The following is a 20,412-nucleotide window of genomic DNA, read 5'->3' on the forward strand; positions in this document are numbered from 1 at the left end:
GTAGTCGCACTTGAGGTGAGGTGTTTTGCCGGATTTGGTATCAGGTTGGAGTGCAGGTTGCGCACGCACCCAGCGTTTTCGCCGTCTTTCGGCGCCCAACCGCGCAGACGGCGCGGTGCGTAATCTGCCGGCTTCCGCCTTTGCGGCGGCTCAGCCGCTCAATGGTGAGGCGCCTCACTCCGCCGACGCGAGCAGCTTCTCCAGGCGCAGGCGCGTGATCTTGGCCTGCTCGCCGGCGGCGACGCGCAGCTCGGCTTCGGGCTCGTGGTCCAGGCGCGCGGTCAGGATCGACAGCAGCTCGTCGGCGCTCTTTCCCGTGGCGCAGACCAGGTAGATGTGGCCGAAGCGCTCTTCGTAGACGCGGTTGCCGCCGGCCAGGGCGCGGCGGGTGGCGTCGGCGGCGGCGTCCATCCCGGCCTGCTCGCCGCGCGACCAGCCCTGCTCGCGACCCGTCTGCCCTGCCTCCGCCTTCTTTTCCCCGATGCGCGGATGGCTGCGGAAGGCCTGCAGCCAGTCCTCGCGGTCCAGCGCCCACCACACTACGTCCGCCGCGTCGAACAGCGCGTCGTCGCTGGCGAACGGGCGCAGCGCGGCCACCCGGTGCGCCCACTCGCGTGACCCGCAGCAGGTGAGCAGCTCCGCTTCCGCCTTCGTGGCGGGAAGGGCGTTCAGGCGCGTCAGGCCTCTCACGATCCCGGCGCCAACGCAAAGGTGCCGAACAGCCGCAGCCGCGCCACCCCGCCGTCGGGAAAGATGTTCAGCCGCGCGTGGGTAACGGGACCGATCGGTCGCACTTCGTCTTCCCACCTGTGGCGCGTGTGTGGCTGAAGGCGGACTTCGTCCAGCAGCGGCATCCATCCGGCGCCCTCCGCGGTCAACGCTTCAACCGTGGCGCCGGGGGCGTGGACCGCTTCCAGCGACGCGCGGCCGGGAGCGTTGCCCTTGAAGTGGTCCGTATCCAGCTCGATCCGGTGGATGGCCCCGGGCGCGCCCAGCCGGATGATGCTCCAGTCGTGGCCGGGGCCGCGGCGGCGGCGCGTCTCCCATCCATCGCCCATGAACAGCGAGCGGCCGGGCAGAATGAGGTTCTGCCGATGGCCAAAGAACATGTCGCTGCACGCCGGCACCCATCCGCCGTTCTCCAGCGCCGCCAGGTCCACCTCGCCGCCACCCAGCGCGAACCGCGTCCAGGCGGGCTGAGCCCAGCCGTGCACCCGCAGCCGCGCCACACCGCCGTCCGGGTAGATGTTCAGCCGCAGGTGCGTGACGCGGCGGTCGCCAGTGACGGGAAACAGGTTGGCGGTGTTCCCCTCCAGCGGCGACTGGGGCAGGATCTCGAACCACTCGGCCTCGTCCGCGATCTGCCGCGGATCGGGGGTGCCGGAGACGTTGCATCCCTCCACCGAGCAGCTTTCCGGAAAGTTGCCGCGGAAGAAGGCCGTATCCACCACCAGCCCCCGGACGACGCCGGGAAGCCCCAAACGCACGATGCACCAGTCGTAGCCGGGCTCGCGGCGGCGGCGGGTTTCCCAGCCGTCCATCCACTTGCCGCGCTCCGTGTACTCGTGCTCGCGCCACTCGGCGGCGGCGGGCTTGAGCAGCGCCTCCTTGGGGGCAAAGAACTCGTCGTTGGCCAGCAGCACGGCGCCGCCCAAGCGTTCGGACGCCAGGTCGACCAGGTCTTGAAACGGGGTCATCGCGTATGGCGGGAGAGAGTGCGACCTGTAGGTCCCTCGTTGGGGAACCGGCCGCCGTCGTAGATCCTGCGGCCTCGAAGGTACGTGGCCGCCACCACGCCCGGCAGGGTGGCGCCCGCGTACGGCGTCACGGGATGGCGGTGGTGCAGCCGCGCGGGATCCACGACGAACTCCTGCTCCGGGTGCCAGACCACGAAGTCCGCGTCGCAACCGGGCGCGATGCACCCCTTTCGCCCCTCCAGCCCCGCCAGCCGCGCCGGCGCCGCGCACATCCACTCCGCCATCTGCACGGGCGTATATCCCCGCGCCCGCGCGCCTTTCCACGTGACGGGCAGCGTCAGCTGCAGCGACGCGATGCCGCCCCAGGCGCTCAGAAATTCGCCGGTGTCCAGCCCCTTCATCTCCGGCGGGCAGGGGGAGTGGTCGGTAACGATGAGGTCGATGTCACCCGCGCCCAGCGCATCCCACAGCCGCTCGCGGTTCTCCGCCTCGCGGATCGGCGGCGCGCACTTGTGGTCCGTGGCGCCGTCCGCGATCCCCTCCGCGGCAAAGTGCAGGTAGTGCGGACAGGTCTCTACCGTGACCGGCAGCCCCTCCGCCCGCGCGGTGCGCAGCAGCGGGAGCGCGTCCGCGTCTGCCAGGTGCACGACGTGGATGCGTGCGCCCGTCTCTCGGCACAGGCGGACCAGCAGCTCGATGGCCTGCTGCTCCGCCTGGCGCGGGCGGCTGGCCAGGTACACGGCGTAGCTGCGCGGGTCCAGCTCCGCAACGGCCAGCGCGGCGCGCGCCAGCGGCTCCGGCAGCTCCGCGTGGGCCAGCAGCGGCGCGCCCAGCCGCGCCAGCGCGGAAAGCGCGGTGCGCAGCTCCGCCTCGTCCACGCTGGCGAACTCGTCCACGCCGGAGGGGGAGAGAAAGCACTTGAAGCCCAGCACCCCCGCGTCCCACAGCGGCTCCAGCTGCTCGTCGTTGCCGGGCACCACCCCGCCCCAGAAGCCCACGTCCACGTGCAGCCGGCCGCGCGCGGCGGCCAGCTTGGCGGCCAGCGCGACCACGTTCGTCGTGGCGGGGATGCTGTTGAGCGGCATGTCCACCAGGGTGGTGACGCCGCCGGCCGCCGCGGCGCGCGTGGCGGTGTGGAATCCCTCCCACTCCGCGCGGCCCGGCTCGTTGATGTGGACGTGCGTATCCACCAGCCCCGGCATGACCACCGCGTCGCCCACGTCGATGCGCGGCGTGGCCAGCGGCACGTCCTCGTACGCCGTGACGGCGATGATGATGCCGTCGCGCACGTGCACCGCCGCCGGCCCCATGCCACCGCCCTCCACCACGCGCCGGCCGCGCAGCGCAAAGTCCGCGGGGCCGGCGAGGTCGGGTTGCGCGAGGGGGGAGGGAGGCATGCGGCGGGTCAGTCGGACTTGGGCTTGCCCTGCTGGGTGGCGTAGAAGTGCGCCATCCGCACGGCTTCTTCGCTCAGGCTCTTGGAAAACTGCTTTCCCGCGTCGGGGCCAAAGTTGCGGATCATCAGCATCACCGCGTTCTCGCCCAGCACCTGCGCCACGGCGGCGGGGTTCAGGTTCTGGCTCTGCGCCTGCTTGAGCGCGTCGTGTATGATCTTGCGGGCGGCGTGCAGATGCCGCTCGATCAGCTCCTTCTGGGCCTGCTCCACGGGGAAATCTCCGGAAAACACGGACGGATCGGGATGATTCTCGGACCTCACAGCTTACCGCTCGTCACGCGCGCGCGCAAACGTGGCAAGCCGGGCTCCCGCACGGCTCTTCGCCGCGATAGGTTGGGGGCTTCCGATCGACCGCAACGATGGATGGAGTGCGTACGTGAACGTCAGCCAGATCCTTCTCAAGTCCCGCGTCCCCGATCTTTCCGCCGATCCGGAGCAGGTGGCGGACGCGCTGCGCCGCGCCGGCTTCGAGGTGTCGCGCATCGAGCCGCTGGCGGAGCTGCTGCGGCCCATCGTCGTCGCCAGGGTGGAATCCGTCACCCAGCACCCCAACGCCGACCGCCTGAAGGTCTGCGTGGTGAACGACGGGACCGAACAGTCTCTGCAGATCGTCACCGGCGCCAGCAACGTGGTGGCGGGAGGATACTACCCCGTGATCCGCAGCGGCGTGCGGCTGCCGAACGGGACCAAGATCAAGCGCGGCAAGATGCGCGGCGAGGTGTCGGAAGGGATGCTGGGCTCGGCGGATGAGCTGGAGCTGGGCACCGACCACGCGGGGCTGCTGACGCTGTCCGGGGCGCCCGCGCCCGGCACGCCGCTCCCGGAGGTGATGGAGATCACCGGCGTAGTTTACGTGATCGACGGCAACCCCGAGCTGAACGAGATCATCCGCGCACTGGGCGGCGAGGTGCTGGAGCCGGAGACGGCGGGGGAGTCGGAATCCGCGGGCTGATTTCCGCGTCGGACGGGCCCTCTCCCCCGCCAGGCCTTTCGCTCGTTCCTCGCGACGGCTGGCGACCCCTCCCCCAACTTCGGGGGCGGGGTTGGCGTAAGGCCGAGGATGGTGCGTTTTCGGGTGGTATGGTGCGGGATGGTAGGCCGCCCCCCATCCCCGGCCCTTCCCCCACAAACTGCGTGGGGGAAGGGAGAAATTCGATCCCGTTTCGACAGGCTGCATTCGCGCCGGACTTGCCGGAGCGCTCTGCACCGCCGGTGCGCGTCACCTCTCCCCCGAAGTTGGGGGAGAGGCCGGGAGAGGGGGCCGCCGGGGGACGCAGTTCGATCTTGCGACCTTGCGACAACGCACAACAGACCGGCCCCGGCGCTTCGACAAGCGCCGGGGCCGGTCTGCATCAACCGAAAACGTACCCTCGTACTTTCGTACTCTCGTACCCTCGTACCCTCGTACCCTCGTACTTTCGTACCGCCGTTAGAACGCGGTGCCGTTGGCGCGCTTGCCGCCGGACGACGTGAGCGAGCTGACGGCCGTGTGCAGCACCCAGCTGCCCGTCGCCGACACGTCGGGGCTGCGGTTCATCGACACGCCGTCTGTGCCGCTGAGCGAGGACGAATAGGTGTAGCTGGTGACCGTGGTGCCCCCGTTCTTCAGGATCACCGAGTCGCCGCTGTTGCCCAGCGCCAGCGAGCCCGTGGACGCGGCGACGGCGTTGGTCAGCCCGGCGGGGATGCCGGACGCGCCGGCGTAGACCACGATTGCCTGGCCGGGGTTCAGCGTGGTGCCGGAGGCGAAGGTGTGCTTGACGCCCGCGCCGTCGCTCAGCGTCCAGCCGCCGATCCCGATCGCCGTGCCGCCCACGTTCACGATCTCCACGAACTCCAGCGCGGTGTTGCTTCCCGCCTCGTTGGCCATGATCTCGTTCAGGATCACCTGCGCCGGCGTGGAGCTGACGGTGATGGTGAACGCGCCGTCGCTCGCGTCCGTAAGCGCCGCGTTGGCCGCGTCCGTCACGCGCACCTTCGCCGCCGTGGTGGCGGTGTTGGGCACCGTCCAGGCGTAGCTGCCGGCGGCGGCGGGCGTGCTGGCCGTGATCACGCTCCAGGTGGAGCCGTTCAGCGTGTACTCCAGCTTGACGTTCGTCACCGCCGCCGACGTCCAGGTGATGGTCCGCGCGCTGCCGCCCGACCACGACTCGCCGCCGTTGGGCGAGGTCACCTGCACCGCCGGCGTCGTTCCGCCGCCGCTGCCAAAGGTGTAGCGGCTCAGCACGGGAAAGTGGTCGCTGGTGGACGCGTCGTAGCTGCTGATGAACGAATCCACCCGGTACACTTCCGTCGACGACGGGACGAGCGTGGCGAACAGCTCGTTGGTGGTCAGATGGTGGTCGATCATGTCCGCGTAGCCGGTGGTCGACGAAACGCCGGCCAGCGACAGCGCGCGGGTGGGGAACGCGTAGTCGGCCGCGTCGCTCACAAAGTTCTGGTAGGGCGACGCCTGCCCGGAGGTGATGCTGGTGTCCACGTCGTCGTTCCAGTCGCCGACGACGATCACCTTCTGCGTGGGATAGGTGGTGTCGAGGTACGACTTGAGCGCGTTGGACGCGTTGAGCCGCCGCTGCCAGCTGGCCACGTCGTTGAACGCCTTGCCGTGCAGGACGATGACGACGACCTGCTCCATGGTGCCGTTCAGCGTCACGTTCAGCTTGGCTTCCAGCGGCGGCCGCCCCGCGAAGTCGGTGTCGTACGCGGTGAGGATGATCTTGGCACTCACCAGCGAGGCGACCGAGCTCTTGTACAGCACGCCCACCTTCTGCTCGGTGGCCCCGTACGAGGCGGAGCCGCCGGTGACGACGGACTCGCCCGCGAGGAAGCCGGTGTAGCCGGGAAGCTGGCTTTCCAGGTTGTTCCACGCCGCCTGGTCGGTGATCTCGGCCACGCCCCAGATGTCGAAATCGGTGCCGATGATGACGTCCTTGGCGTTGCTCAGCTGCAGCGGCTCGTTGCTGGGCCCGTTGCCGGTGCTGCCGAACCACTCGATGTTCCAGCTGGCCACGTCCAGCGTAGCGGCCGTCCCCCTGGCGGGCACCACGGCCAGCGCGGGCGCGTCCGGAGCGGTAATGCCGCCGTGGGCGGCGCGCTGCGTGTCGCAGGCGGCAAGAGCGACGGACAGGAGCGCGCCGAGCACCAGCGCGCCGTGGCGGGGACGAAGACGGATCATGCGGGCACCTCGGATCGATGAACGGCGGAGGGAGGCGCGCGGCGGAGGGCCACGAGCCATCGTCAGCAGAACCGGCGTTGGACACAAAGAGCGGCGGAGAACGTATCGTGTTCCCCGCCGCTCCGCCAGTCTCCGTCCGTCTCGATCAGGTCACGCCCTGCGCGCCGCCCCGTTGCCGCTGGCCGGCCCCACCCGCGAAACGAAGACGTGCGCGGGCGGCACGTTCAGTGGCTCGAAGCTCGCCTGCATGCTGTCGAACACGCGCTCCAGGTCTGCCCGCACCTTGCTGGAGAACTGGTAGACCAGAAAGGCGCCGCCCGGCCGCAGCGCGTCGCGCGTGCTCTGCACGATGGATTCGCGCACCTCGGCCGGCATGGTGCTGAACGGTATGCCGGAGATGGCGTAGTCGGCCTGCCCCAGGCCGCGGTCGGCCAGCACCTGCGACACGTCGGCCGCGGAGCCGTGCACCACCTCCAGCCGCGGGTCGGGGACGGCGGCGCGCAGGTACTCCACGAAGTCCTTGTTGGTCTCCAGCACCACGATGCGCGCGTCGCGGTGCATCCGCTTGAGCACGTGGCGGGTGATGGTGCCCACGCCGGGCCCGTACTCCACGAACACCCGCGCGCGCTCCCAGTCCACCGGCTTGAGCACCTGCTCGATCAGAAACCGCGAGCTGGGGATGACGGAACCAAGCATCTTGGGATGCTTGATGAAGTTGCGCGAGAACAGCAGGATCGGGTGCTGGCGGTTTACGGGCTGCTTGGTGCGACTGGGCACGGGCTACCTCTCGTGTCGTCGTGGATCGGTGATTCAGGGCGCGGTGCCGGTGCTCCGCGCGTGCCACGCCGCGCCCGCGCCGGTAACAGCATCCCCGTGCCGGGTGCCTGCTGAAGCCGGCCGCGGGGCCGCGCGCGACGGAAGGGTACGTTGCGCCGGGCCGTACCGCCACACGTATATTCCGTGCCGCACGTTTTCGGTCCACCCGTCCACCGACCCCTCGCGCGGAGATTTGCTCCCGCCGATGCCGCTTGTCACCTGCCCCGACTGCGCCGGCGAGCTTTCCACCAGGGCGCCCGCGTGCATTCACTGCGGTCGGCCGATGGGCACATCCTCATCCCCCGCTAACCTGGCCGGGGAGAAGCCGATGGCCGGAATCGCCACGGCGCTGGTGCTGGGGGTGCTGACGATCGTCTGGGTGGCGCAGCGCGGCCCCTCGCACTCGCGGGAGATGCAGGACGCCAACGCGCTGGTGAACCTGGTGCACGTGCTGGGGAACGCGGCGCTGCTGATCCTGGCTCTGCTGGCACTGTGGGGGCACCGCGGCGCGGCGGCGCGCATCCGCGGGCTGAGCGTGGCCATGATCGTGGCGCTGTGCGGCGCCATGCTGGTGATGTGGCGCACGGCCGCGGACCGGGCGGGTCCGGAGCCCGAGTCGGCCGCGGTGATCGCGGCGGTCACCCTGATCAGCACGCTCATCCAGGTGACCCCGTGGCTTCTGTACCTGCGGCTGTTCCGCAAGGCACGCCATCCGTGAACCCCGATCCGGCGTAGCTCCCGCGCAGAGCGTACCGCCGCGCGCCTGGTCTTCTTTCCCTCATCGAGCGAAACCGTTGTGAAGCTGCCCCGTCACGCCGCCATCCTGGAACTGGTCCGTACCCGCCGCATCGCCTCGCAGGAGGCGCTGCGCGAGGCGCTGCTGGAGCGCGGCATCGACGTGGCGCAGGCCACGCTGTCCCGCGACATCCGCGACCTGGGGCTGGTCAAGGCGCCCGACGAGCAGGGCGGAAGCAGCTACGTGATCCCCGCCGGAGGCGCCGAGCAGGGGCCCAACCTGCAGCGCCTGCTCCCCGCGCTCTACGTGGGCGCGGACGGCGTGGGCAACCTGCTGATCCTCAAGACGCTGGTGGGCGGCGCGCAGCCGATCGCGGTGGCCATCGACGCGGAGGGGTGGCCGGAGATCGTAGGCACCAGCGGCGGCGACGACACCATCCTGATCGTCCTTCGCAGCCCGGACCACCGCGAGACGATCGTCTCGCGCATCGAGGCCATCGCGGACCGGCGGGGGGAGTAGGGGTGTGATGGTGTGATGGTGTGATGGGGGTGGGGCGGAGCAAGGCCGGGAAGGGCGAATAAATTCGCGGGCAACAACCACACGAAATCCGCCTTCGCGGATTGGCGGGCCTGGAAGTGAAGGCCTATGGGAGTGCGCGTGGAGGCTTCCCATCCCAGGGCGCTCCGCAGCTCGCCGCATCGCGCCGATCCGGCGGCTACACAACCCCTCCCCCGGGGTTGGGGGAGGGGTCGCCAGCCGTCGCGAGGAACGAGCGAAAGGCCTGGCGGGGGAGAGGGCCCCCGCGGGTCGCGCCATCCTTTCCGCCATCACCCTCACACCCTCACACCCTCACACCCTCACACCCTCACACCCTCACACCCTCACACCCTCACACCCTCACCTCGACCGCTGGTCCCCCTCCCACGGCCGCTCGGGACGCGCCGGCGCGGCGGCCGGCACCGGGGCGTCGTGCATGGCCAGGTCCGCCCGGAAGCCGCGCTCGGCCAGGCTGGTGGCGCGGCGGGGAAAGACGCGGCGCGAGATGGCGGGGGCGTAGCGCATCCCCACGGTGCCCAGCAGCGACAGCGCCAGCACCGACCCCGCGATCGCCGCGCTCACCTGCGCCAGCCCCGCGGTGGCCGCAATCCCCGCCAGCAGCACCGAGAACTCGCCGCGCGGCACCAGCGTCAATCCCAGCGACAGCGACGCGCGGTTCGGATGGCCGCTGAGCTTTCCGATCCACCACCCGGCGCCCACCTTGGCGATCGCCCCCACCACCGTAAGCGCCAGGGCCACCGGCCACACCTGCAGCAGCGCGCCCGTATCCACCGACAGGCCGAACGCCAGGAAGAAGATCGCCGCGAACAGGCCCTCCAGCGGCAGAAAGAGGCGCTGCACCCGCTCGCGGTGGTCCGTTTCCGAAAGCACCAGGCCGGCCAGGAAGGCGCCGATCGCCTCCGACAGCCCCGCGCCGATGGCGGCCCAGGCCAGCAGCAGGACGAGCGCGCCCACGGAAAGCAGGAACACGTCGTCGCTCTCGATGTCGAACACGCGCTCCAGCACTCGCCGCCCCAGCAGCGCCGCCGCCGTCACCACGCCCACGAACAGCAGCGCGCGCCCCATCCCCAGCACCACCGTGCCGGCGCTGGGATTGGCCGCCAGAACCGCGCCCGACATGAGCGCCAGGAACAGCGCCATCGCCAGGTCCTCGTACACCAGCACGCCCAGCGCCGACTCCGTTTCGGGGTTGGCGGAGCGGCGCATCTCGATGGTCGCCTTGGCGATGATGGCGCTGGACGACACGTAGAGCGCGCCGCCCAGCAGCAGCCCGCCCGTCCATCCCCATCCCAGCAGCAGTCCGGCGGCCAGGCCGGGGGGAAAGCAGACCAGCAGGTCCAGCGACCCGTCGCGGACGATGCGGCGCCGGTTGCGCAGCAGGGCGCCCAGCGAGAACTCCAGCCCCATGAAGAAAAGGAGGAGGACGACGCCCAGCGTGGCCAGCACCTCCACCAGGTGCTCGTCCAGCTCCGCGCCGCGCAGCCCCATGCCCATCAGGATGTACGCGGGGATCACCGACTGCCCCAGCACCCGCGCGCCCATGCCGGCCAGCGCGAGCGCCAGCAGCACGGCCCCCGCGCCCAGGAGAAATCCGCCGTGCACCGGTCAGCCGCCCCGGGCGGGGCCCCCGCGTACCGCCTCGGCGGCGCGCCGCACCTGGTCGCGGCTGCCGATCACCATCAGCGTGTCTCCGGCGCGCAGCATCTCGCTGGGCTGCGGGTTAGGCTGCGCCTCGCCACCGCGGATGATGGCGATGATGCTGGCGCCCGTCTGCTCGCGCATCCGCGTATTGGCCAGCGTCTTGTCCGCCAGCGGCGAGCCGGCCTGCAGCGGCAGCCAGTCCACCGACAGCTGGCCCAGCACCATCTCCATCGACTCCGCCACGGCGGGCTGAAAGTAGGCGCCGCCCATCAGCGCGCCCAGCTTGCGCGCCTCGGCGTCCTCCAGCCGCAGCGCCTGCGTGGGAAAGTCCTCACCGCGCTCAAAGAAGTAGAGCTCGCGGTGGCCCGTGTTGTGGATGATGAGGGTGAGCCGGTCACCCTCGTTGGTGGTGCAGGCGAACTTCTTTCCCACGCCCGGCAGGTCGTGCTCCTGTACGTTCATTCGCTCTCCCCTGTTGCGGCGGCGGCCGCGTCGTCCCGCTTTTGCGTGTCGGCGAGCAGACGGTAGCGGTCACGGCGCATCTCGTCCAGCGCCGCTTCCACCGCGTCTTCCGCTTCGCCCAGCGCCAGCAGCAGGCGTCCGCCCAGCTGCAGGCTCCCCTCCACCAGCTCGGGCACCACGGCCGTGGCGCCCGCTCCTTCCAGAATCTCGCACTGCGCCGTGTCGCGCGCCCGCGCGATGACGGGGACGTCGTGGTCCTCCGCGCGGATGGCGTGCAGCGCGCGCAAGGCCGACGCGGTGTCGTCCAGGGTGATGACCACCACCGACGCCCGCTCCACCCCGGCGGCGCGCAGCACCTGCGGCTGGCTGCCGTCGCCAAAGTAGGCGGCGATCCCCCGCGCCCGCCCTTCGGCCACCGCCTCGGCGTCGCGGTCCAGCGCCAGGTACGCGCGGTCGGTCGTCTTCAGCAGCTGCACCACCGTCCGGCCCACTCTTCCCAGTCCCAGGATCAGCACGTGGCGGCGCAGGTCGCGGGCGTCGCCGGCAAGCTCGGCGTCCGCGTCCGCCGTTCGGTGCACGCGCCGCGCCGCAGCGTGCCCCGCGCGCATCAGCAGCGGCGTCACGGCGATGGAAACGGCGATCACCAGCATCGCCAGCTCGCCCGTCTCCGCGGACAGCGCCTTTGCCGTCGTGGCCAGGGTGACGAGGACAAAGCCGAACTCGCCCGCCTGCGACAGGGCGAATCCCAGGAACACCGCCGTCCCCCACGGCTGCCCGAACGCCCGCGCCAGTCCCGCGACCACGATCGCCTTGGCCGCGAGCACGGCCAGCACACCGGCGCCCACCACGTGCCAGCTGCCGGCCAGCACGCCGACGTCGATCCCCATCCCGATCGCCATGAAGAACAGCGCCAGCAGCAGCCCGCGAAAGGGGGCGATGTCGGCCTCCACCTGGTGGCGGTATTCCGTCTCAGAGATCAGCAGTCCGGCCAGGAACGCGCCCAGCGCCATCGACAGCCCCGCCAGCGCCGTGGCCCAGCTCACCCCCAGCACCAAAAAGAGGGTGATGCCGGTGAACAGCTCCGGCGTGCGCGCCGCCGCTACCCCGCGCAGCACGGGGCGCAGCAAAAGGCGCCCCGCCGCCATGATGATCCCCAGCGCCGCCGCCGCCTTGAGCGTGGCGATCCCCAGCTCGCGCAGCAGAGATCCGCCCTGGGCGCCCAGCAGCGGGATCACCGTCAGCAGCGGGACGACGGCGAGGTCCTGCAGAAGCAGGACGGCCAGCGCCATCCGCCCGGCGCGGCCGTGCACGGCGCCGTCCTCCTGCAGCGTGCGCATCACCACCGCGGTGGACGAGAGCGCCATCGCCCCGCCCAGCACCAGCGCTTCCGCCGTGGTGAGCCCCGCCAGCCGCGCCAGGGCGGTGATGAGGACCGCGGACAGCGCCACCTGCAGCGTCCCCATCCCGAACACGTGCCGGCGCATGGCCAGCAGCCGGCCGATGGAAAGCTCCAGCCCGATGGCGAAAAGGAGAAACACGACGCCGAACTCCGCCAGCGCCTCCACCGCCTCCACGTCCGTCACCAGCCCCAGCCCGTGCGGCCCGATCAGCACGCCGGCGAACAGGTAGCCCACCACGGGGCTCACCTTTACCCGCCGGAACAGCGACACCACCGCGATCGCCGCGATGAGGATGACGAGGACGGGCCTGAGCAGGTGCGCCTCTTCCATGGTGGCGCGTGTGGTTCCTTGCTGGGAGGAGCGGATGCCTGCGGACTAGCATAAGGCGTCGTACAGGCTTCGCACAACGCGGTGGCTCCGCGTTCGGCCGCCGCGGGCGCGGTTCGAGGGTGTTTCGGAAGGATGCGTGTGAGGACGGTTCTACGGCGTCGCGTTGCGCGGATCCATCACCCCGGCCCCTATCCCACAACTGCGCGGGAGAGGGGGGGAGAATTTCGATCCCGCCACGACCAGCATCATCTGCCGTTCTCCCTTCGCCACGCGGCTGTGGGGTGAGGGCTGGGAGGGGCGGCTCACCACCCCGCCGAACCGCCGCTGATCTCGGCCTCACGCCCAACCTCCCACGGCAGTTTCGGGGGAAGGGGCCTGCGCCGGCCTCGCCGAAGCACGCCCGAGATCGAGAAGCCGCAGATCCACACAGTTTGTGCCACTGGTGTTTACCAGATGGCGCAACCCGATTAGAATGAAGGGATTCCCCTCCCGCTGTCCGCCATCCTCCCTCCCCGGCAGGTCCATGCCCAAGACGTCAGCGGCGCCCCCGGTGCCATCCCTAAAGGAACAGCTGGTGCGCGAATCGTGCGCCATGGTGCGCCACCTGATCACCAACGGCACGCGCGTTCCCGCGTCCGTGGTGCAGGCCGCCGACCAGTTTGAGTCGGCGCTGGAACGCGGACAGCCCGTGGACATGGTGACGCTGGCCAGCACCCACGAGCGCCTTTCGCGGCTGGTGGCGCCCGCCAAGCCCGGCACGCTGCACCTGCTGGACTACGACGTGGCGCAGACCAGCCGGTGGAGCTCGCTGGGCCCGGTAAAGCAGGTGCGCGACCTGGTCAAGGTGGCCGGCGCATGCGTGGTGACGTTCATCCTGCTCAGCGTGCTGCAGCTGGTCGAGGCGCACCCCGACATCACCCTGTTCGGCAACCAGCACCCGTACCTGATCCTGCGCATCATCCTGGAGCGCATCTTCTGGCTTTCGGCGGCGGGGATCGGCGCGTCGTTCGCCATGCTGTTCCAGCTGAACGACCAGATCGTGAGCCGCACGTACGACCCGGACGAGGCGGCCTCGTACTGGGTAAAGTTCTTCCTGGGCGTGGTGGCCGGCTTTATCCTGGTGGCACTGGTGCCCCTCGACACGACCGCCGACACCGGTGCCGAGGCGCTGGGCCCGCCCACCATCGCGCTGCTGGGCGGCTTTTCGGCGTCCGCCGTGTACCGCATCCTTACCCGCATGGTCGAGGCGCTGGAGTCCATCTTCAGCGGCGGCACGCGCGAGCAGGTTCTGGCCGCGGAAAAGTTCGCCGTCACCCGCGCGGCCGAGGAAAGCACGCAGGGGCGCATGGCGGTGGCCGGGCAGCTGGTGCAGATCCAGCAGCGCCTGGCCGCCGGCGCCTCGGCGGAAGAAGCGACGGCGCAGCTGCGCGACGTGGTGGCCGGCCTGGTCCCCTCCGGAAGCGACGCCCCCACGGCCCGAAACACGCCGCCCGCGGCCGCCGCGCCGCCAGAGGTGGAGAAGGTGCAGGCGATGGTGCTGGTGAGCGCCCCGGAAGACGTTGTGCCACAGCCGGATGCGTCCGTTTCGGCCGATGAATCGGGTTCACCGGCCGCGCAGCGGGACGAGAGCGCCGCCGCGGTGGGCTGAAAACCAGCCCTTGACAAACCTGCGGGGAGTCGATTACACTCCCCGCCCTGGGAGTCGCGTCCCTGATGTTCACCGGTCCACAGGACCGGCCCCGGACCACGGAACCACCGTGGCCCGGCGGCATCAGGACGCGGCTTTTTTGTTTTTGATGCGGCGGGGATCGTCCCCGCCCTCTGACGCACACGACCGAACGGCGAACCGAACCACGATGCAGCGCTCCTTCCACGAAGCCCGACACGCCCGCCCGGAGGCCGCCATGGCCCGTTCCGGCATGGGGCCGTCGTGCGCGGTGGAGCCTGGAACGCTCGGCGGCGGCATTACGCCGGCGGGTGCCGGCACGGCCGCCGCATCGGCGAAAATCGGGCTCGGTACGGCCAGAATCGCGGGGCATTGGAGTCGTTCGATCGGGCAGGACCGGCGGTACAGACAGCGCGGGAGGACCGTGGCGCGCCCTTAGAGGGGCGTGATTCCACGAGCCACAGGGAGCGACGCACCATTCGCCCCGCCCGCGCACCGACGCAGGCGGGGCGATTTTCGTTTTCCGACACACGTGAGCTTCATTTCCGGGACACGCGGGAGGTGGATGGGATGATTCGCGGAGGCAGATTGCGGTAGTGCAGGGCCGGCGGGGCGCCAAGCTCCGACGTGGGTGGACAAACGCGACCCCCTGCGCAGGGGCGAAGCGTTCCCGCCGGCCAACCGATGCAAACGCTGGATGATGGTGGCCGTAGCTCAACGGCCAGAGCGCCGGCCTGTGACTCCGGAGGCGGTGGGTTCGATTCCCCCCGGCCACCCCAGCGTGCCGCACGAACAATTGGAATGCCCGTAGCTCAGCCTGGTGGAGCACCGAGCAAACGCTTCCGCCGCACCTTGTCCGCCACGCGCGGGCCGCAGGTGGACGCTTAACGGGACTCGGAGGACGCGGGTTCGAATCCCGCCGGGCATTCCGGATTTTGCGGGGCATCCGCCGGGATCGGCGGGTGGATTGGATGGATGATTCGGGATGGTTGCCTGTAGCTCAGCCGGATAGAGCGCCAGGAGCGCCTCGCCACCTCCTTGCCCGCCCAAACGCGGGCCGACGCGTGAGGCTTAACGGCTAACCTTGGAGGTCGCGGGTTCGAGTCCCGCCGGGCGCCGTCACGGATCGAGGGAATAGGGAATAGGGAATAGGGAATTGCGGGCAGGATACATGACGCGTAGAAGCAGGAAAGCATTGGGCCTGTAGCTCAGCCTGGCAGAGCGCCGCCTCGCCGGATTTTGTCCGCGGGATCACACCCGCGGGCCGGTGGCCGAGGGTTATCGACTTTAACTCGATCCTGGGGTCGCGGGTTCGAATCCCGCCAGGTCCACTGCAGTGCGGTAACAGGCGCGATTCGATTCGCATCGGCCAGGGTTGGTCGAAGCGCGATCGAATGCTCCCCTCTCCGCGAGGAACGAGCGGGGAGGGGCACCGGCGGGCGCAGTTCGATGTGGGAGCACGGGTGGGTCGCACAGTCTCGGTTATCGCTCCAAACCGATCCCGGAACAAGCGAACCGGGAGCCGAGCTGAATCCTTATCCGCCCGTGCCCGCTTTCATGGCAGTCCATTCATCAGGCAGTCCCAAGCACGGGAGCCGCGACCGGCGTGAATCCCTCTCCGTACCTTGCCCGCCGCGCGCGGGCCGAAGGTGGAGGGTTACCTGGTCACCGCGGGTTCGAGCCCCGCACCGGCGCGCGCTTCACGCAGGTCCGGCCCTCCGGGTCGAACTCGTCCGGTTATCGACTGTCAACCGACTCCGATCCATGCAGTTCTCGGAGAAACACCGGACGGAGCACCTTATCCGGAAGGCCGGAAAACCCCGCCGCGGCGGCGGGTCGAATCGTTCGGGTTATCGGACCTCGTGACGTGTGAAAAGCGTCCGTGGTAAACCCCGCGCGAGGCAGGATCATCCGCCGCCGCGGCACATCATCCACTCTCAGCCCGGAAAGGAGGGCGAGAAGAACATGCTGGATTTCACCAGGCACTTTGCGACCCGCGTCCGGGCGATGCTCACGCCGCAGTCGGAGCCCGTCCCGGGTTCCGGGCAGGTGCCCAACTCGGCGGGCGGGTACGCCTGGGCCATCAACCAGTGGGACCGGCTGGACCGGTTTCTTGTCCTTGGCAGCGAGGGCGGCACGTACTACGTGGGCGAGCGCAAGCTCACCCTGCAGAACGCGCACGCCGTGGCCGACTGTCTGGCGGAGGACGGCCCCCGCGTGGTCGCCCGCGTCGTCGAGATGAGCGAGAGCGGACGCGCGCCCAGGAACGACCCCGCGCTGTTCGTGCTGGCCATGGCGGCTGGCCTGGGCGACGAGCCCACGCGCGCCGCGGCGCTGGCCGTGCTGCCGCGGGTGGCGCGGACCGGAACGCACCTGTTCCACTGGCTGCAGTTCGTGCGCGGCTTCCGCGGCTGGGGGCGCGGCGTGCGGCGCGCCGTGGCCGGCTGGTACTTGCGGAAGGCCCCGCGCGACCTGGCGTACCAGCTGTTGAAGTACCCGTCGCGCGACGGGTGGAGCCACCGCGACGCGCTGCGGCTGGCGCACCCCCGGCCGGCGACGGCCGAGCAGCGGGCGCTGTTCGCCCGGGCGGCGTCGCAGACCCGCGCGCCGGTGGAGGGCGAGGGCGCCGCGCTGGCGCTGGTGCGGGCGGCCGACCGGCTGCACGCGGACGTGGAGATGAATCCGCGGCAGGCGGCCAACATCATCCGCGACAACCGGCTTACGCGCGAGATGGTGCCCACTCCGCTGCTGGCGCACCCCGTGGTCTGGGAGGCGCTGCTGGAGGAGATGCCGCTCACCGCCCTCATCCGCAACCTGGCCACCATGACCCGCGTGGGGCTGGTGGCGCCGGGGAGCAGCGCGTCGCGGCAGATCGCCAAGCGCATCGCGGATGCGGACGCGCTGCGCAAGGCGCGCGTGCACCCGGTGCAGGTGCTTGGCGCGCTGCGCACCTACGCCTCCGGGCGCGGCGTGCGCGGAACCGGCACGTGGACGCCGGTGGCCAGGGTGGTGGACGCGCTGGATGCGGCGTTCTACCTGGCCTTTGGCGCGGTGCGGCCGGCCAACCGGCGGCTGATGCTGGCGCTGGACGTGTCCGGCTCCATGGCCGCGCGGGTGCTGGGGATGGACCACCTGAGCTGCCGCGAGGCCTCGGCGGCGATGGCGCTGGTGACGGCGGCCACCGAGCCGGACCACTTCTTCACCGCGTTTACGGCGGGGAGCCACCCGTCCATGCACGCGGGGCTCAGCACCGGGCTGACGGGGCTGTCCATCAGCCCCCGCCAGCGGCTAGACGACGTGGTGCGGTCCATCAGCAACATCCCGTTCGGCGGGACGGACTGCGCGCTGCCCATGCTGGAGGCCGAGAAGAACCGGTGGCCGGTGGACGTGTTCGTGGTCTACACGGACAACGAGACCTGGGCGGGGAGCATTCACCCGTCGCAGGCGCTGCGACGGTACCGGGAGCGGATGGGGATCGCCGCCAAGCTGGTGGTCGTGGCGATGGCGTCCAACGGGTTCAGCATCGCGGACCCACAGGACGCCGGGATGCTGGACGTGGTGGGCTTCGACGCCGCCGCGCCGCAGCTGATCGCCGACTTCGCGCGGTAGAGGGCACGGACCGGAACGCCGGTCCGTGCCCCTCCGTGGGGGCCGGACCCGTCCTGGAAATCGTGAACCCTTTTCGGGGCCGCGGCCGGGCGCCGCGGTTCCCCTGATCTACCGAACGGAACGACGGAACCCTGATGAAGGACCTGAAGAAGAAGGCCGAGACGCCGGACCAGCGGCCCGGGCCGGGAGACTACTACGAGGTCAACGCCCGCTACGGTACCTGGTACGTGTCGCCGGAGACGGCGGCCCGCATCGGGCGTGCGCTGGAAAAGCGCAAGCGGCCGGACTGGCTCAAGTTCGTGGACCTGAACGGCAGCCGCGCCTGGGTGCGCAGCGACCGCATTGAGTCCATCGCCGAGAGCACCGAGCTGCAGCGGACGAGGGATCGCGACTTTCAGTACCTGCGCCACAAGGAAGAGCGCACCGACCGCCGCTGGGATGCCGACGAGTACTGAGATGGATGAGGACGGGTGGACCGGTTCACGCGAGTGGGCCGGCCCGGCGTCCGGCGGTCGCAGGCGCGGCTGGAAGGGCACGAAGTCCGCCTGGGGGAAGGCAACAAGAGATCGGGTTGACAGCCTATGTTCTGTCTGGAGTGTGGCAGGCAGGTACGGAGCATCAATTACCCGCATCTGCGAGCGTGCTGCGAGTTGAGCCCGGGCGAGTACCGGGCCCGGCATCCGCACGCCGATCTGATGGACCCGGACGTACGGAGCTCCATCAGCCGGCCGATGGAGCAGAACCCGCGATGGATGGGGCGATCGGGCCGAAGATGCACAGGGTGTGGAAAGGTGCTGTTCCGAAAGTCGCGCGGGGATCGGTGCGTACAGTGCCGCGAGCGCTCGGGTGAGGCGAACCCGTTTTTCGGGAAGCGGCACGATGCGGAGACGCGTGCGCGGATGAAGGAAGCGGCGGCTCTGCGTGATTCATCCACCTATCGCGGTGGGCACGCGGATCCCGCTTTGCTGAGCCGCCGCCGCAGCGAGGAGTGGGCGCGGCGCTCGCCCGAGGAAAAGGCGCGGCACCTGGAGGCGTTCATCGCCGCGGGGCAGCGACACAACAAGAAGAACCAGAAAACGCGGATCGAGTCGCTGGTCGCCGCGATGCTGGACCGAATGGCGGTCGACTTCCGGCAGAACGTGCAGATCGGCCGCTACAACGTCGACTTCATGATCGGCTCGACGATCATCGAGTGCTATGGCGACTTCTGGCACTGCAATCCCGCGCCGTGGCCGGCCGAGCGATACAACGGATCGCTGCACCTGACGGCGGGGCAGAAGTGGGCGCGAGACGCAGACCGACGAGCCTGGCTTGAGCAGCAGGGCTATCGATTTGCTGCATTCTGGGAAACGCAGATCCGCGACGCACCACCCGAGGTGGAGCAGGCGATCCGGACGTTACTGGGGATGGGAGACCAAGACGATGTTTCAGCGACTGAATGACAAGACGGTCATGTTCGGCCAGCACGAGGGGACGGCGATCGACCAGATCGTCAACGTCTCGCGCAAGGCGGAGCGTGCGGCGCTGCTCGCGGATGGGCACGTCGGTTTCACGATGCCCATCGGCGGTGTGGCGGCGTACGACAACCAGGTGTCTGTCGTCGCGGTAGGCTTCGACATCGCCTGTGGAAACGCGGCGATCCGTACCGACCTGACGGTGGCCGACATCACGCGCGGGCTCGCGCTGGACGAGATCCGGCGCAACCCGCACCGCATCGCCAGCGACCGTAAGGCCAACCAGCTGGCGGACGAGATCCAGTCCACCATCTCGTTCGGGATCGGGCGCAAGAACAACGCGGACGACGCGCCGGTGGACCACCCGCTGTTCCTGGACCACGCCTGGTACGCCATCCCCAACACGGGCGGCTACCGCGACACGCTGCAGGACAAGGCGCGCCGCCAGCTGGGCACGGTGGGGAGCGGCAACCACTACGTGGACGTGTTCGCCGACGAGAACGGCGCCGTGTGGGTGGGCGTGCACTTTGGCAGCCGCGGGCTGGGGCACACCATCGCCAGCGACTTCCTTGCGCTGGGGCAGGGGTTGGACTGGGGCCGCCGCGCGCCGGAAAAGGAGGTGCTGCTGGATCTGGCGCAGCCGCTGGGGCACGACTACTGGCAGCTGATGGAGCTGGCGGGTCAGTACGCGTACGCCGGGCGCGAGTGGGTGGCGCGCAAGGTGGTCTCGCTGCTGGGCGGCACCGAGCTGGAGCTGGTGCACAACCACCACAACTTTGCCTGGAAGGAGACGCACGCGTTTTCCACCGGCGAGGAGCACGAGTACGTGGTGGTGCGCAAGGGCGCCACGCCGGCGTTCCCGGGGCAGAAGGGCTTCATCGGCGGGTCCATGGGCGACGACGCGGTGATCGTCCAGGGCGCGACCGCGGCGGACGAGGAAACGGCGGCGCTGCAGCGCGAGGCCCTGTTCTCCACCGTCCACGGCGCGGGCCGCGTGATGAGCCGCACGGCCGCGGCGGGCAAGGTGCACCGCAAGACGGGGCGCATCATCACACCCGGCCGCATCAACCGCGAGATGGTGGGCGAGTGGCTGGGCAAAAAGGGCGTGATCCTGCGCGGCGGCGGCCTGGACGAGGCGCCGCAGGCCTACCGGCGCCTCACCAAGGTGCTGGACGCGCAGGGACCCACGATCAACGTCGAGCACACGCTGCAGCCGCTGATCGTGGTGATGGCGGGCGCGGGAGAGATCGACCCGTACAAGGACTGACGGGAAAGTTCGGGAGTGCGTCCGTGCGGGGGTGACCGGGTCATCCCCGCCCGCCCGGGCCCACTGGGGGGGGCGGGGGTGGCGGGCGGGGGGGGGCGGAGTCCCATTAGCCCCCGCCCGACCCGGACCGCGGCGGCGCGGCCGG

General features: G+C 70.2%; 18 protein-coding genes and 3 tRNA genes. 11 read left to right on the forward strand and 10 right to left on the reverse strand.

Annotated elements, in window-relative coordinates; translation table 11 throughout:
- Positions 1-174: 174 nt before the first annotated feature.
- Genes uraD through ACOJUJ_RS27000 form a run of 4 tightly spaced genes read right to left on the reverse strand, consistent with a single transcriptional unit; the run spans position 175 to position 3,363 of the window.
- Positions 175-690 (reverse strand): 2-oxo-4-hydroxy-4-carboxy-5-ureidoimidazoline decarboxylase, encoded by a 516-nt coding sequence (gene uraD, locus ACOJUJ_RS26985; protein WP_420130039.1) that lies wholly within the window; start codon positions 688-690, stop codon positions 175-177.
- Positions 687-1,697 (reverse strand): allantoicase, encoded by a 1,011-nt coding sequence (alc, locus tag ACOJUJ_RS26990; protein ID WP_420130040.1) that lies wholly within the window; start codon positions 1,695-1,697, stop codon positions 687-689. Before alc ends, uraD begins: the two co-directional genes overlap by 4 nt.
- Entirely contained in the window at positions 1,694-3,094 is a 1,401-nt protein-coding gene (gene allB / locus ACOJUJ_RS26995) for an allantoinase AllB (RefSeq protein ID WP_420130041.1), read from the reverse strand. The genes alc and allB overlap by 4 nt, the downstream gene beginning before the upstream one ends.
- Before the next feature lie 8 nt (positions 3,095-3,102).
- Positions 3,103-3,363 (reverse strand): hypothetical protein, encoded by a 261-nt coding sequence (locus tag ACOJUJ_RS27000; RefSeq protein ID WP_420130042.1) that lies wholly within the window; start codon positions 3,361-3,363, stop codon positions 3,103-3,105.
- A 166-nt stretch (positions 3,364-3,529) separates the two neighbouring features.
- Between ACOJUJ_RS27000 and ACOJUJ_RS27005 the strand changes: the two genes are divergently transcribed.
- Positions 3,530-4,105 carry a hypothetical protein gene (locus ACOJUJ_RS27005; protein ID WP_420130043.1) on the forward strand — a complete coding sequence of 192 codons (576 nt, stop codon included), beginning with the start codon at positions 3,530-3,532 and terminating at the stop codon, positions 4,103-4,105.
- Between the two features lie 477 nt (positions 4,106-4,582).
- Here ACOJUJ_RS27005 and ACOJUJ_RS27010 read toward each other — a convergent pair whose 3' ends face one another.
- The 3 genes from ACOJUJ_RS27010 to ACOJUJ_RS27020 all read right to left on the reverse strand — a co-directional run bounded on the left by ACOJUJ_RS27010 (position 4,583) and on the right by ACOJUJ_RS27020 (position 7,411).
- A complete protein-coding gene (locus ACOJUJ_RS27010; protein ID WP_420130044.1) occupies positions 4,583-6,328 on the reverse strand; it encodes a lamin tail domain-containing protein in 1,746 nt (581 codons plus the stop codon).
- Between the two features lie 150 nt (positions 6,329-6,478).
- Positions 6,479-7,105: a class I SAM-dependent methyltransferase gene (locus tag ACOJUJ_RS27015; protein ID WP_420130045.1), complete on the reverse strand. Its 627-nt coding sequence runs from the start codon at positions 7,103-7,105 to the stop codon at positions 6,479-6,481.
- Positions 7,106-7,138: 33 nt separating this feature from the next.
- Positions 7,139-7,411 (reverse strand): hypothetical protein, encoded by a 273-nt coding sequence (locus ACOJUJ_RS27020; RefSeq protein WP_420130046.1) that lies wholly within the window; start codon positions 7,409-7,411, stop codon positions 7,139-7,141.
- A 61-nt stretch (positions 7,412-7,472) separates the two neighbouring features.
- Between ACOJUJ_RS27020 and ACOJUJ_RS27025 the strand changes: the two genes are divergently transcribed.
- Together ACOJUJ_RS27025 and ACOJUJ_RS27030 are read left to right on the forward strand one after the other, a co-directional pair.
- Positions 7,473-7,862 (forward strand): hypothetical protein, encoded by a 390-nt coding sequence (locus ACOJUJ_RS27025; protein WP_420130047.1) that lies wholly within the window; start codon positions 7,473-7,475, stop codon positions 7,860-7,862.
- Positions 7,863-7,940: 78 nt separating this feature from the next.
- On the forward strand, positions 7,941-8,399 hold the full coding sequence (locus ACOJUJ_RS27030) for an arginine repressor (protein ID WP_420130048.1): 459 nt from the start codon (positions 7,941-7,943) through the stop codon (positions 8,397-8,399).
- Positions 8,400-8,777: 378 nt separating this feature from the next.
- On the opposite strand, the gene ACOJUJ_RS27035 is transcribed toward ACOJUJ_RS27030, so the two are convergent.
- Genes ACOJUJ_RS27035 through ACOJUJ_RS27045 form a run of 3 tightly spaced genes read right to left on the reverse strand, consistent with a single transcriptional unit; the run spans position 8,778 to position 12,271 of the window.
- Positions 8,778-10,040, reverse strand: a complete 1,263-nt coding sequence (locus ACOJUJ_RS27035; RefSeq protein WP_420130049.1) for a cation:proton antiporter — start codon at positions 10,038-10,040, stop codon at positions 8,778-8,780.
- A gap of 3 nt (positions 10,041-10,043) precedes the next feature.
- Complete coding sequence (locus tag ACOJUJ_RS27040) at positions 10,044-10,541, reverse strand: cation:proton antiporter regulatory subunit (protein ID WP_420130050.1); 498 nt, start codon at positions 10,539-10,541, stop codon at positions 10,044-10,046.
- On the reverse strand, positions 10,538-12,271 hold the full coding sequence (locus tag ACOJUJ_RS27045) for a monovalent cation:proton antiporter-2 (CPA2) family protein (RefSeq protein WP_420130051.1): 1,734 nt from the start codon (positions 12,269-12,271) through the stop codon (positions 10,538-10,540). Before ACOJUJ_RS27045 ends, ACOJUJ_RS27040 begins: the two co-directional genes overlap by 4 nt.
- A gap of 523 nt (positions 12,272-12,794) precedes the next feature.
- On the opposite strand from ACOJUJ_RS27045, the gene ACOJUJ_RS27050 reads away from it, so the two are divergent.
- The 8 genes from ACOJUJ_RS27050 to ACOJUJ_RS27085 all read left to right on the forward strand — a co-directional run bounded on the left by ACOJUJ_RS27050 (position 12,795) and on the right by ACOJUJ_RS27085 (position 20,267).
- Positions 12,795-13,919: a hypothetical protein gene (locus tag ACOJUJ_RS27050; protein WP_420130052.1), complete on the forward strand. Its 1,125-nt coding sequence runs from the start codon at positions 12,795-12,797 to the stop codon at positions 13,917-13,919.
- Positions 13,920-14,640: 721 nt separating this feature from the next.
- Positions 14,641-14,716 (forward strand) — tRNA-His (locus tag ACOJUJ_RS27055).
- Between the two features lie 22 nt (positions 14,717-14,738).
- A tRNA-OTHER gene (locus ACOJUJ_RS27060) sits at positions 14,739-14,865 on the forward strand.
- Between the two features lie 60 nt (positions 14,866-14,925).
- Positions 14,926-15,055: transfer RNA gene (locus ACOJUJ_RS27065), tRNA-OTHER, on the forward strand.
- A gap of 847 nt (positions 15,056-15,902) precedes the next feature.
- Positions 15,903-17,546 (forward strand): TROVE domain-containing protein, encoded by a 1,644-nt coding sequence (locus ACOJUJ_RS27070; RefSeq protein WP_420130053.1) that lies wholly within the window; start codon positions 15,903-15,905, stop codon positions 17,544-17,546.
- A 134-nt stretch (positions 17,547-17,680) separates the two neighbouring features.
- Entirely contained in the window at positions 17,681-18,001 is a 321-nt protein-coding gene (locus tag ACOJUJ_RS27075; protein WP_420130054.1) for a hypothetical protein, read from the forward strand.
- Positions 18,002-18,445: 444 nt separating this feature from the next.
- Entirely contained in the window at positions 18,446-18,988 is a 543-nt protein-coding gene (locus tag ACOJUJ_RS27080; protein ID WP_420130055.1) for a hypothetical protein, read from the forward strand.
- On the forward strand, positions 18,969-20,267 hold the full coding sequence (locus tag ACOJUJ_RS27085; RefSeq protein ID WP_420130056.1) for an RtcB family protein: 1,299 nt from the start codon (positions 18,969-18,971) through the stop codon (positions 20,265-20,267). Before ACOJUJ_RS27080 ends, ACOJUJ_RS27085 begins: the two co-directional genes overlap by 20 nt.
- The last annotated feature ends 145 nt before the right edge of the window (positions 20,268-20,412 follow it).

It is taken from the genome of Longimicrobium sp., assembly GCF_048594345.1.
Lineage (GTDB): Bacteria > Gemmatimonadota > Gemmatimonadetes > Longimicrobiales > Longimicrobiaceae > Longimicrobium.